This is a genomic window from Arcicella gelida (genome assembly GCF_034931025.1).
In the GTDB taxonomy this organism is placed as follows: domain Bacteria; phylum Bacteroidota; class Bacteroidia; order Cytophagales; family Spirosomataceae; genus Arcicella; species Arcicella gelida.
Window position 1 is genome coordinate 22336 of the sequence record NZ_JAYGIL010000038.1, and the last position, 14545, is coordinate 36880.

The 14545-nt window shown below is 35.3% G+C and carries 6 protein-coding genes; 1 reads left to right on the forward strand and 5 read right to left on the reverse strand.

Annotated elements, in window-relative coordinates:
- Positions 1-112: 112 nt before the first annotated feature.
- From VB776_RS21630 to VB776_RS21650, 5 genes are all read right to left on the reverse strand, one after another.
- On the reverse strand, positions 113-3430 hold the full coding sequence (locus VB776_RS21630) for a VCBS repeat-containing protein (RefSeq protein ID WP_323698955.1): 3318 nt from the start codon (positions 3428-3430) through the stop codon (positions 113-115).
- A gap of 45 nt (positions 3431-3475) precedes the next feature.
- Complete coding sequence (locus VB776_RS21635; RefSeq protein WP_323698956.1) at positions 3476-5545, reverse strand: glycoside hydrolase family 97 protein; 2070 nt, start codon at positions 5543-5545, stop codon at positions 3476-3478.
- 45 nt (positions 5546-5590) lie between these two features.
- Positions 5591-6172, reverse strand: coding sequence for a hypothetical protein (locus tag VB776_RS21640; RefSeq protein ID WP_323698957.1), 582 nt, complete (start codon positions 6170-6172; stop codon positions 5591-5593).
- A gap of 81 nt (positions 6173-6253) precedes the next feature.
- On the reverse strand, positions 6254-7747 hold the full coding sequence (locus VB776_RS21645; protein ID WP_323698958.1) for a RagB/SusD family nutrient uptake outer membrane protein: 1494 nt from the start codon (positions 7745-7747) through the stop codon (positions 6254-6256).
- A 27-nt stretch (positions 7748-7774) separates the two neighbouring features.
- A complete protein-coding gene (locus VB776_RS21650) occupies positions 7775-10789 on the reverse strand; it encodes a SusC/RagA family TonB-linked outer membrane protein (RefSeq protein WP_323698959.1) in 3015 nt (1004 codons plus the stop codon).
- A 508-nt stretch (positions 10790-11297) separates the two neighbouring features.
- Between VB776_RS21650 and VB776_RS21655 the strand changes: the two genes are divergently transcribed.
- Positions 11298-14243: an FAD-binding and (Fe-S)-binding domain-containing protein gene (locus VB776_RS21655; RefSeq protein ID WP_323698960.1), complete on the forward strand. Its 2946-nt coding sequence runs from the start codon at positions 11298-11300 to the stop codon at positions 14241-14243.
- Positions 14244-14545: the final 302 nt, after the last annotated feature.

Below are 14545 nucleotides of genomic sequence, written 5' to 3' on the forward strand. Positions count from 1 at the left end.
TGTTGAGAGGCTATTAGAGTATTCAAAGCTCCCCCTCTCAACAGGGGCGGGGTGAGGTTAATTCGATTATTATTTTTTTTCATCATTTCTATTTTTTTGACCAGCATAGCAACTATTTGAATTGAAACAATTTAGGCACTTCGTTATTCAACAAAGTCAGGAAGTTTACTTTACCTTGAATCTTAATTGGGCTGATTTGCTTTACTTCTCCATTCGTTACAAAACCGCTTGCTTGATTGGTCAGTACTTTGAATTTTGCTTTTCCTTTATTCACCAAAACATTTCCTCTGCTGGCATCAATCATGCCCAATTGTGGAATAAAACCTGTATAATTTCCTCCCAAAATAATATCTTTCAAACCGTCCTGATTGATGTCAAAGCATTCAATGGCATTGATGCACGAAAGTTGAATTACTTCTGGCAAATCCATCAAAGTGAAATTTCCCTTTCCATCGTTAATAGCCACTGAAGATTTACAAGTCTTCACTGTTTTTACCAAAGTGCCTTCCAAAACATTACTGGGGAATAAATCTTCAATTGTTTTATCAGCGTATTCAGCATGTCTTAGAATTTGTTTCTTTAATGCTGGAAATTGTTCTGCCATTTCTCTTTTCAAGAAAACAGGTTTGTCTTTTCCTTCAATACTTTTGGTCATGATTTTATCAATTGAACCATTGTTATCAAAATCTTTCACCCAAATTTTCAACGGAGCGTCCATTGAAGCTTTAAGCGTAAAGTTTTCGCCCATATTTCCTAAAATCAAATCATTGTCGCCATCGTTATCAATGTCGGTTACTTTCAATGCTCCCCAGAAACCTGTAAATTCTTCTAAACCAGTTTTTAGTTTTTCTATTTTTTTTCCTTTTAAAGTAAAAATCACAGGCGACATCCAATCTCCAACAACGATTAATTCTTTCTTTTTATCGCCATTTACATCTTCCCAATAAGCATCACGAATCATTCCTAATTCGGTCAGTTCTGGATTTACTTCTTTAGCAACGTCTTTAAATTCTCCTTTCCCATTATTTTCATAGAAATAACTTGGCGGATTCTTTCCGTACTCCATCGCATAACTTCTACTTCCTACAAACAAATCAAGGTCACCATCATTATCAAAATCATAAGGAGCAATCACAGCAGTATTGGTAGCATTTCTGGGAATGGCTTTCGAATTAAAGGTAAAATTGCCTTTCCCATCATTCAAGTATAATTTGTCAATCAATTCTATTTCTCCAAAATGTACTTCATTTCCGCCACTTCCAACGTACAAATCCAAGTCTCCATCTTTGTCGGCATCAAACAAGAGTACTGCTGTTTCTTCAAAATAAGTAAAATCATTAAATACTTTTTGAATTGATTTTTTAAAACCAGCAGTCGTTTGCAAGTACAATTGTCCAGCTTGGTCTTTCGCTCCTGCGATATAAACATCTTCCAAACCATCGCCATTTACATCGCCAATAGCCGCTTTTGGACCCTCTTTTGACAACAAAGCTGGAAGGTTTTTTTCTTGATAAAAATCAACATACTCATCTTCTTGATGTTTATCAAAATTGGTATTAACTGCTTCAAAATAACTTTTTGAAAAAATACTTTTTGCTTTAGTTTTTACCACTTGTGCATCTTTGATTGAACAAGTAAGCAATTGATCAGCCTTGGGATTTTTGATAGTACTTTCTCGTAAATCAGCCCAAGTGATTTTGATAGAATCAATTTTTGAAACTTTTCCTAAACCAAAAGTTAAATTATATTCTGTACTCGACTGAAAACCTCTTGACGGAATTACTGAACGAGTTTGTATTTCACCATTGGCATAAAGGTCGGCTTTTGCTCCTACGGCAAATAAGTTTTTACCTTCTCCTTTCAAACTCAATTTGATAAAATGGTTTTTCTCTTCTTTTTTGTCAGCATTATTTTTATAGACAAAACATGGCATATTTACATTATTTACAATCAAGTCTAAGTCCCCGTCATTATCCAAGTCAGCATACATTGCACCATTTGAAAACGAAGGAGTTGCCAAACCAAATTCTTCTCCTTTCTCTTCAAACTTTAAGGTTTTGATATTATGGAAAAAATTATTGGAAATTGGGACAGAAGGCATTTTCTGGATAATATTATTGATATTTTCTTTCACACCACTCGCTTGCATTCCTTGAATCAATTCATTGGCGAAGAAATCAATAAAATCTTGGTCGATTACATCATTGTAAATGCCGTTGCAAACATAAATATCGTTGTAGCCGTCATTATCGGCATCAAACATCAATGCACCCCAACTCCAATCACTTCCCGCCACGCCCGAATAATTAGCAATTTCACTAAAAGTACCATCTTGATTATTGAGTTGAAGGCTGTTTTGTTGAAACTGATTATAAAAACCACGGTCTTTTTTCAGTTTGAAAACATAATGATTATCGAAGGACGAAGTAGTTTTTAATCGGTACTCATCACGAGGAAGCATATCGGTTGTGATGATTTCTTGGAAACCGTCGTTATTCACATCAGCCATATCTGCACCCATCGAAGCCAAGCTGATGTGTTTCATTCTTTGCTCAATTTCTTCTTTGAAAGTACCGTTTTTCTGATTGATATAAAGGTAATCTTTCTCATAGAAATCGTTTGAAACATAAATATCTGGATAACTATCGTTGTTGGCATCCCCAATGGTAACACCCAAACCAAAGCCAATTAAACTACTATAAATACCAGTATCTTTGGAAACATCATGGAAATGTCCGTCGTCATTTCGCATCAATTTATCACCGCCACCTTTCAAGAAATCTTTCACTGGCCAATCTTCCGCACGCATATCACGGTTGTTGGCATAGTTCAAAGTATTGACAGGTATGAAGCTATTATTAAGAATGTAGCAATCCAAATCACCATCTAAATCATAGTCAAAAAAAGCTGCGTGCGTTGTGTAACCGCCTTCGTCCAAGCCATACTTTGCCGCCGATTCGGTAAAAGTAAGATTTCCATTATTGATAAAAAGTGCATTTTTTTGCTTTTTCGTAAATTTGCGAAGACCAGCATTACACACATAAATATCCAATAAACCATCGTTATTGATGTCCACCATCACAACCCCAGTATTCCATTTGTCAGCTTCTTGAATACCTGCTTTAACAGAAATATCTTCAAATTTGAAATTACCTTTATTCAAATAAAGTTTGTTACTTCCCATGTTTGAAGTAAAAAACACATCAGGCAAACCATCGTTGTTAATGTCGCCCACGGCAACTCCACCGCCATTATAAAAGTTTCGGTAATTGAAAATATTGAACTCTTCAGTATTTTCAATTTTATTATTGAACGAAATCCTCGTATCTTCTTCCTTCATCAATTCAAACAAAGGATTTTTTCCTTTGTCAGAACAGCCAAAACACAATGCTACGGCAGCGAAGAAAGCTATATTCTTTAATATTTTCATTGATTAAAATATTTGAAAAAGTCTTTTTTAGAAAGAACTTAAAAACTATAATTTGAACAAACTAATGGCAAAACCACCACCTTTAGCTAAATTAATCGTCAGTTTTGAATTACTGTTTATCGTTACTTTCTCAATTGTATATACTTCTGGATTTTTCTCCCAATCAGCATTGTCGGCATCACGATAAATGAGGGCTTGATATTTTACTCCTTGCTCAAGAAAATCAAAATGGATGGTTGATTTACGTGCATTTTCGTCAGAAATCGCTCCTACAAACCAATTATCTTTCCCTTTTTGTTTACGGGCAGTCGTGATATAATCGCCCGGTTCAGCTTCCAAAATCTTGGTATCATCCCAATCTACGGGAACATCTTTAATAAATTGTAAAGCATCTGGATGAGCGTTTAGGTTTTCAGGTAAATCTCCCACCATTTGTAAAGGACTGTACATTGTAACGTACAAAGCCAATTGTTTAGCCAAAGTAGTTCTTACTCTTGTTTTTCGTTCAGGCACAAATTGATTTAAGTGCATTCTGAAAAAACCTGGCGTATAATCCATCGGACCACCCATCAATCTGGTAAATGGCAAAATGGTTTCATGTTCTGGAACTAAACCTAAAGTTGGGGCATTGTTGAATTCATTACCACGAGCAGCTTCATTGGCGAGCCAGTTTGGATAAGTACGATGCAAGCCCGTCGGGCGAGAAGACTCGTGTGCTTCTAACATAATTTTATACTCCACCGCCTTATCAGCCACACGATTATAATGATTCACCATCCATTGACTATCGTGGTGTTCTCCTCTTGGAATGATTCTTCCAACATAACCCGTTTTTACCGTATTGATTCCTTTTTCGTTCAAAAACTGATACGCTTTGTCGATTCTACGTTCATAATTAATGGCAGAACCAGAGGTTTCGTGGTGCATGATAATTTTCACGCCTCTTTGCTTAGCATAAGCCAATAATTCATCAAGGTTATAATCCGAATAAGGCGTTACAAAATCAAAAACATCTTCTTTCCAATTACCAAACCAATCTTCCCAACCTTCATTCCAGCCTTCCACCAATACGCCATCAAAGCCATTATCGGCAGCGAAATCAATGTATTTTTTCACATTTTCCGTGTTTGCTCCGTGTTTTCCACTGTCTTTCTCCCAAGTAGCTTTGCCTACGTGCATTTCCCACCACATCCCGATAAATTTCTGAGGTTTTATCCAAGAAGTATTTTCAATTTTGGAAGGTTCGTTCAAATTCAAAATGGTTTTTGAAGCCAAAATATCAGTTGCTTTATCGCTAATGATAATCGTTCTCCACGGCGTTTTGGCTGGTGTTTGTAAATAGGCTTTATTACCAACGGCATCGGGAGTAAGGTGCGAAAGGAGTTTAAAATTTTGTCTATCCGCTTGCAAGTGCATCACAGGATAATTCACCAAAGCCGCTTCGTGAATGTTCATATAAACACCTTCAGGCGTTTTCATCATTAAAGGCGTTTGAACGAAATTATCGCCAATAACAGACTTCAACGCAATATCTTTTTCTTTATTTGAAGCTGGCAGAGCGTGAATTTCACTAAATTTTGTGGTATTGTACAAATACTCATTGGTATCGTAATCACCCGGAATCCAGAAAGTTTTGTTGTTTCCTGCCAAATTAAACTGCGTTAGTTCATCTGCAACAATAAAGTGTTTGAAATTAGCTTGTTCTGGAAATTCATAACGAAAACCAACGCCATCGTTAAATACCCTGAAAACTACCTGTATCAACACGTTAGAAGGAGTAGCTTTCAAGTTTAATTTTACTTCTTTGTAATGATTCGCAATGGTTTTCACTTCACCCCAAACAGGATTCCAAGTATCAAAATGTGTGGAAGTATCTGCCGAAACCAGACTGAAATGATTGAGCATTAAAGCCGGTTTACTCAATTTGAAACCGAGCGAAGAAGGCTTGATAATTGTGGTATTTTTGAGATGAATATTATAAAATACTTCTCCTTTTTGAGAAAGAGAAACATCCAATTTGAGGCGATTGTCAGGTGATTTTACCTCGATTAATGTTTGTGCAAAGCCTACAAAAGAGGCATAAAACATCATCAGAAATGTTCCTAAATACTTCATTGAATTAAATTTTTGATTGATAAAAATGGTTAATACAAATGTATTTTATAAAATAGACTTTCCATCAACAAAGTTCTGAATTAATAATTTAGGTTTTTTATAGATGATGGTACCTTTAAATTCTTTCCATTTGCTACTATCCTGCTGTTCATGGTATTTAGCAATAGTTCCTCTAAGACTTATTATACACTTTTCTTTGTTCAAATCTGTCACAGTAATTTCTCCACCAGTCATCAAATAACCTATCCCCAATCTTAATTTTTTATCTTTAATTTTGCCTATCATTACACTAGATACAATCGGATTTTCTGCGAAAACTTGTTTAACAATGGGCATATCTTTCGTCCATTTTTCTGTAATAAAAGAAACCACTAAGTTTCCTTCATATTGATCAGTAACATTCAGCCGAAACGATGTTGGATATATTTCTATATCACCAGTAAAAATACTTTCAGATTGATAAAATAAAGTATCCTGAATAGTTATAAGAGCTTTGGCATGACCATCTTCCAACTTACTTAATATCATTTCTGTATCCTCAGAAGAGTTTGAACAAGAACTTAGCAGCCAGATGCTAAAACTAAATGCTAAAAAAAGAGATGTAGTATAAAAATTCTTCAAATTCATAATTGTCAATATTTTAGTTTTGTCATAAATCAAAAATGCTCGAAAATTCGAGCATTTTTGATTTATGACAAAACTTATTGATTAATATCCTGTATTTTGTTTCAAGTTCGGATTTGATACGATTGCAGAAGAAGGAATCGGGAACAAAACAAGATTTGCATCTTTTTTATCTGCTCCATTTCCAGTTAAGAATTTACCAAAACGAACTTCATAAGTTCTTGCTCCACCTTCCCAATAAGTTTCACGACCGATTTCGTCAAACAAAGATTGATCTGTTAATGAAGCAATAGCACTTGCACCACGAGCAACTCTTAATTGATTAATAAGTAATAAAGCACCAGCAGCATTTCCACTTCTATAAAGGGCTTCTGCTTTCGCTAAAAATACCTCTGCATAACGCATCAAAATATATTTACCTGCATCAGATGGGTGGTATTTAATAACACGAATTCCTTTGTCAGTTGCTGCACCTGCTAAAGGTACATCTCTTGTAAATGAAAGTACCTTTTGTGTTCTAGTATCAATCAAAGGTTTTCCATTGTCATCAATTTGAGTACCAATCAAGAAACCACGACCAATACCTGAGAATTCTTTACCATTACCTTTTGCAGGCTCACCAATACGTTGGTCATTTTTATCAAATTTATCATAAAAATCAGCTAAAGTAGTAAAGCCATTCCAACCAGATGGATTTTGACCATAATGAAGTGTCATAAACCATCGGTTTTGTGGAGTACCCTCTAAACTCACAAAAATAACTTCAGTAGAAGCAGCAGTAGAAAAGTTTTTGAAATAACTACTCTCAAGAGAAAAACCAGAAGCTGTTACAGCATCACTGTATTTTACTACCAAATCCATATCTGCTTTATCAAAAGTATAAGGACCTTCAGGTTTTGCAGACTTATAAACCGCTTTGTTCAAGAATAATTTTGCCAAAAGAGCGTTCGCTGAAGCTTTTGATGCTACTCCATTAGTAGCCGAAGGTTTAATTTCAGCTAAGGCAGGTAGAGCTTCTTGTAAATCTTTGACAATAAAGTCAAAAGCTTCAGAACGAGTCATTACTTTTGGATTATCATCAACACCTTGGGTTACTTCACGAAAAGGTACTTGACCAAACAAGTCCATTACATGAAACATATTAAATGCACGTAAAAACTTAGCTTGAGCCATTTGTGAAGCAGATGGATTTGAAGCAATAATCTCAGTAGCTTTATAAACACGTTGATTCAAATTATTCCAAGCATCTCTCACATAAGTATGAGAAGCATCCCAAGTATGAGCATCCAATGTACGCCAAACACCATTATCACCCCAGTCAACACCACGAGTTGGAGGAATCATCTCAGCTGATGTATGCTGACCTAATGCGTAAATTCCAGCTTGATCAGTGTAAGTTCCTAAATCTTTATAAGCAGATGCCAACATTTCTGTTGGATCACCTGGCGTAAAAACACTTCCACCTGTTGAAACACGGACTATTGAATCCTTTTCTGTAACAACTAAGTCAGTACATGACGAAAGTGAGATAATACTCGCCCCTGTCATTAATATTTTGAATATATGATTTCTTTTCATCTTTGAATACTAGATTATTTTTTGAAATTAGAATGAAATATTTGCACCGATTGTCCAAGTTCTAGCTCTTGGATAAGCTGTGTAATCAATCCCGAATGATGGAATACCATTCAATGATTTATTTGTACTAACTTCTGGATCTTGTCCACTGTAATTCGTAAAAGTTAACAAGTTTTGTCCAGTTACGAAAATTCTCAAATTTGAAATAACTTTACTTTCAGTTTTAACTTTGTAGCCTAAACTAAGGTTTTGTAAACGAACAAAGTCACCTTTTTCTAAGAAACGAGTTGAAACGTCAGGAGCATTTAAAGCACCTTCGCCATTACCAATTACGTTCTTAACAACATTACGACCATTGGCAAAAGAACCCTGAGTAAAGAAAGCATTAGCAGTATTCGAATAAATATAATTTCCAAAAACACCATTGAAGAATACACTCAAATCAAAGTTTTTATATTTGAAATTGTTTGTCAAACCTCCAGTTACTTTAGGAAGTGGACTCTTTCCATCTAAGAACTTTTGAACATCACCATCAGGATAGATTGAATTTCCAGCTGCATCAAATCCACCAAACTGACGAAGGAAGAACGCAAATAAAGGTTGTCCTTCTGCAATACGTTGAGCAAATGCTCCAGATAAACCTTGTCCGTTGATTTCACCTGTATCGTAAGTACCTTTTAAGTTTTTCACTAGGTTGTTATTGTAAGCAACATTGAATAAAACTTCCCAACTGAAATCTTTTGCATCAACTGCAGTTCCGTTTAAGGCTAACTCAATACCTTGATTTTGAATATCAGTATCTAAATTTTTCCAAACAAATGGAGTTGGTGCTGGCTGAGCAGATACCACATTAAATAACAAATCCTTTGTGTTTTTTTGATATACATCTATACTACCAGATAGTCTGCTTTTCAAAATAGCGAAGTCTAAACCAATATTTACAGAAGTAGTTGTTTCCCATTTCAAGTTAGGGTTGTTAAATGCTACAGCATTTAGACCACCACCTTCTATATTAGTAGCACTCTGGTTAATAGACCATCCGTCGTATCTATCTCTACGATCATAAAGATTATGAGGAATTTCTTGGTTACCAGTTACACCATAGCCTACTCTGAGAGCTAAATCAGAAAACACTTCTCTTGGAACAAACGATTCTTCAAACAACTTCCACTTGAAAGCAAATGAAGGGAAATATCCATACTTATTGTTCCCTCCAAATTTAGAAGAACCATCAACACGAAGTGTTCCAGTAAATAAATACTTGTTAGCAAATGCTAAGTTTACACGTCCAAAATATGATTGTAACTCATCTTTAGCAGAATTTGAGTTTTGAATTAAAGACCCTTTTCCAGCAGAGTTATCTGCAGAACCTAGGTTATTAATCATCAAATCTAAATCAGATGTACGGAAATTACTTGCTGTAATTTGCTTGCTATATCTATCAAAACTCTGATAAGAATAACCTAGTAAACCTGTAAATGAAAGATTTTTAAATTCTTTCTCATACGTGAAGTAGTTTTCCCATAGTTTATTATCTGTTTCAATATCTCTTACATAAGCACGACCTAAACCACCTACACCTTCAATTATTAAGTCTTTAGAATAAGCAGATTTTCTACTAGAAAATGACTTATCAAAACCTAAAACCGTTTTAAATTTCAACCCTTTAAATAGTTGTAATTCAGCATTGATGTTACCTAAAGCACGTAAAGTATTAGTATTATCTTTTGATAAATTCAAAAAAGCTACAGGGTTGGGTTCAGTGATACCTGGTTGATTATATTTGCCATCTGCACCATATACTGCTAAAGTAGGGTTTGATTTCAAAACACCTGCTAACAAATCTCCTGTAAAACCTGAGTTTTCAGAAACTGGTACACCAACATCTTGAGTGCTTGCAAAGTTTAAGTTTGAACCAATTGTCAATTTATCGTTGATAAACTTCTTTGCTCCATTAAAACCTACACTGTATCTATCCATTTTAGATTTCTGAATGATACCTTCTTGGCTCATATATCCTAAAGAAAAACGATAACTTCCAGATTGATCACCACCTCCATAAGAAAAATTGTGTTGGTCAGTCTTAGCCGTTCTAAAAATTTCATTTTGCCAATCAGTAGTTCCTTTTTGATTTTGTCCACCAGCAGCAATATATTCAGAAGCACTTAAAAGGTCGTATCTTTTAGTGATTTTACTGATACCATGAGAGTAACTATAATCTAAAGTTCCTTTTCCTTTTCCTTTTTTGGTAGTAATCAACACAACACCATTAGCTCCACGAGATCCATAAATTGCTGTAGCAGAAGCATCTTTAAGAATGTCTATGCTGGCAATATCATCTGGATTCATAAAATTAAGAGGGTTTTTGGCTGGTTGACGACCAACACCACTTGATTCTCCATCACCTGAAGTATTATCTCCACTAAGAGGTACACCATCAATTACAAATAAAGGATTGTTTCCACCACGAACGGAAGATGTACCTCTGATACGTACATTTATACCACCGCCAGGTTCACCACTAGCTTGAGTAATTTGAACACCTGCCACACGACCTTGCATTAACTGCTCTGGAGAAGACACAACACCTTTGTTGAAATCTTTAGCACCAATTGCACTTACTGAACCAGTAACATCTTTCTTTTTGACAGTACCATAACCTACAACAACTACCTCATCAAGTGCTTTTGTTTCAGAAATCAACGCAACGTTGATAACTGAGCGACTACCTACTGAAACCTCTTGTTTGGCAAAGCCAATAAAAGTAAAGATTAATGTAGAGTTTTCTGGCACACTAATTTTATAAGTACCGTTAACATCAGTTTGAGTACCTCTGTTAGTACCCTTTACTGCAACTGATACACCTGGTAATCCTGAAGCATCGCCTGATTCAGTTACTTTACCCGTAACAGTTCTATCTTGAGCATTCATGCTCATAGATACAAACATTGTAACAGCCATCATAACTACTTTAACTAGCGAGTTCGATGCTGCACCTTGTCGCATAGAGCGACAGAACCATCTGTAAAAATGATTATTCATAAGGTTTTGTTAAGATTTGAAAATGGTTAATGAAATCAAGAGAAACTTTGCAAAATTTTATGCGAAAGAAAGGAAATCACCGACTTTAAAGTTTCAAAGGGAAAGGATGTAAAGTATGAAACTTTGGTATTTTCGCAATAAAAAATGTAAAATTGCTCTAATAAATCAATGCAAAGTAGAGGAAAAAGTTTCTATAATTCAATTTTTTTAGGGAAAAATTTAATTCTGCTTTCCAATACTTGTTACTAAAAAATTGTACTTCTACTTATTTTAAAAACTTAAAATAAAGCATTGCTTAACGCAGAACCATTCAAATAATGTCCTCAAAGCATTTTTTGTTAAAAAATGTTAAATTTGCCAGCAACATTATGCCTATGTATTTTTGTACTTTTTCAATACAAATCCCTTAATAAAATATTTTTATAAGCTTCAAATTGATTTTATTGGTAAATTTGAAGTCTGAAATAAGAACTTAGAAAAACTATATTATTCTTTGTAGAATCCAAAAATGACCAATCCAACGATACTTTCTCAGCTTGCCAGTCAATTAGAGGGTGAACTCCATTATGATACCGTTATGCGAACGCTATACGCCACTGATGCCTCTGCATACAGAGAAATGCCTCAGGCTGTAGCCCTTCCGAAGACCATAGAGGATATTAGAAAATTAATAAATTTTGCTCGTGAAAATAAGACTTCTATCATCCCTCGAACTGCTGGTACTTCTCTTGCGGGTCAGGTAGTTGGCAATGGTATTGTAGTGGATGTTTCTAAAAACTTCACGAAAATTCTTGAAGTAAATAAAGAAGAGCATTGGGTAAGAGTACAACCGGGCGTAGTGCGTGATGTATTAAATATTGAACTCAAAAAACATGGGTTATTTTTTGGACCAGAAACTTCTACTGCCAACCGTGCGATGATTGGAGGAATGGTTGGTAATAATTCTTGTGGTTCAAACTCGGTGGTTTATGGTTCTACTCGTGACCACTTGATGGAAGTAAAAGCCATTTTAGCAGACGGAACAGATGTAGTTTTCAAAAATGATGATTTGAATACTTTTAAAAATCTTGTTCAGTCAGCACAACGTAAAAATGGTTCAGCTACTTTGTTGGATAAAATTTATTTAAAAACCAATGAAGTATTATCAAATGAAACAAATCAGGTTGAAATCAAAAATGAATTTCCGAAACCAAGTATTGAAAGAAGAAATACAGGTTATGCTTTGGATATGCTTTTGAATTGTGAGCCTTATACCGAAGGAGGAAAACCTTTCAATTTTTGTGAATTAATTGCAGGTTCAGAAGGAACACTTTGTTTCTTGACAGAAATTAAATTGCACGTAAATGATTTACCTCCCAAAGAGATTGGTTTGGTTTGCATCCACTTCAATGATGTTCAAGAATCACTCAAGGCAAACTTAATTGCTTTAAAATATAAACCTTCGGCTTCTGAATTAATTGATCATTACATCTTAGAATGTACTAAAGCCAGTGTTGAACATAGCCAAAACAGATTCTTTGTAGAAGGTGACCCAGGTGCTTTATTGGTTGTTGAGTTACGTTCGGATAATAAAGAAGACATTGAAAAACAAGCCAAAGCGATGGAAGCCGAAATGCGTGCGGCTGATTTGGGTTATCATTTTCCTGTGGTATTTGGGGAAGACACCAAAAAAGTTTGGAATCTGAGAAAAGCAGGTTTAGGTTTACTTTCAAACCTTCCAGGCGATGAAAAAGCAGTAGCGGTAATTGAAGATACTGCCGTTGATGTAAACGATTTACCAGATTTTATTCGTGAATTCAATGAGATTCTTTCGGCAAATAATATGTACTCAGTACATTATGCTCATGCTGGTTCTGGAGAAATTCACTTGCGTCCAATTATCAACTTAAAGACAGTTGAAGGAAATAAACAATTCCGTTTGATTGCCGAACAGATTGCTACTTTGGTAAAAAAATACAAAGGTTCGCTTTCGGGAGAACATGGCGACGGACGTTTGCGTGGTGAATTCATCAAACAAATGGTAGGCGACCACAACTACGAATTGATGAAAGAAGTAAAACGTACTTGGGACCCTTACAATCTATTCAATCCGAACAAAATTGTAGATACTCCGCCAATGGATACGTTTTTGCGTTATACTCCAGGACAACAAACGCCTGAATTTAAAACGACTTTCCGTTTCCACGATCAAGATATTTTACAGCACGCAGAACAATGTAATGGCTCAGGCGATTGTAGAAAAACGCCTGCTTCGGGCGGAACGATGTGTCCGTCTTATATGGCAACTCGCAACGAAAAAGAAACGACACGTGCAAGAGCCAATATTCTTCGTGAATTTTTAACGCATTCTGATAAAGCAAATCGTTTCAACCATGAGGAAATCAAAGAAGTATTTGATTTATGTTTGGCTTGTAAAGGCTGTAAAGGAGAATGTCCGTCAAACGTAGATGTGGCGAAATTGAAAATGGAGTTTTTACACCAATACTACAAAGAAAATGGTGTCCCATTGCGTAGCAGAATGGTTGGGAATTTTTCTTCACTTTCAAAAGTAGCTTCTTATGTGCCATGGGCTTATAACTTTATTTTTGAAACGCCTGCTTTACGTAAAATTGCTAATACTGTTGTAGGTTTTCACCCAGACAGAACAATGCCTTTGTTGAGTAATACTACTTTTAAAAAGTGGTTTGACAAGAATCAAGTAACATTAAAACCTGCTGAAACTAAAAAACAAGTATTCTTATTCATCGACGAATTTACGAATTATAACGATGTAGAAATTGGTATCACAACCGTGAAATTATTGAATCGTTTGGGTTATGAAGTACTTATTCCAAATCATGCAGAATCTGGTCGTCCGCAATTATCAAAAGGACTTTTGGATGATGCTAAGAAATTGGCGAATCAAAATGTTACTCTTTTAAAGGATGTTATTAACTCAGAAACGCCATTAATTGGAATTGAACCTTCGGCAATTCTTACTTTCCGTGACGAATATCCAGATTTAGTAAATGATGATTTGGTAGATGCAGCGAAAGCTTTAGCCAAAAATACTTTCATGGTAGAAGAATTTTTAGCCAAAGAAATTGATGCAAAACGCATTTCTAAAAAAGTATTCACTACCGAAAAACGCTTAGTAAAATTACATGGACATTGCCAGCAAAAAGCTTTATCAAGTTTAGTGCCTGCCAAAAAAACACTTTCATTGCCCGAAAACTACGAAGTACAAATTATTCCTTCTGGATGTTGTGGCATGGCAGGTTCTTTTGGTTATGAAAAAGAACATTTTGAATTATCGAATCAAGTTGGTGAATTGGTACTTTTCCCAACCATTCGTAAACAAGGCGAAGATGTAATCATTGCAGCTTCAGGAACAAGTTGCCGTCACCAAATTCATGACGGAACAGGTCGCACAGCTAAACACGCTGTTGAGATTTTGTATGAAGCGTTAGTTTAGATATGAGATATGAATTATGAATTGGTTGAAATAGCAATTCATATCAATAAAAAAGATGTAGCGGTAACCTTCACGGTTACCGTTTTCATTTTATAGCATTCGATTTTTCGGCAACCGCAAGGGATTGCCGCTACATCTATTGTTATTTTGTTAGTTATCACATTTCCTTAACAAAGCAATAATATACCAGTACAGTTTAATCCTCCTCACTACTTTATCTTTGCGTCCATATCAACTTACTAATTATTTGAATCGGTTTTGTGAATTTGTTCCGATTAGCGACGACCGAATTCTGATAACTA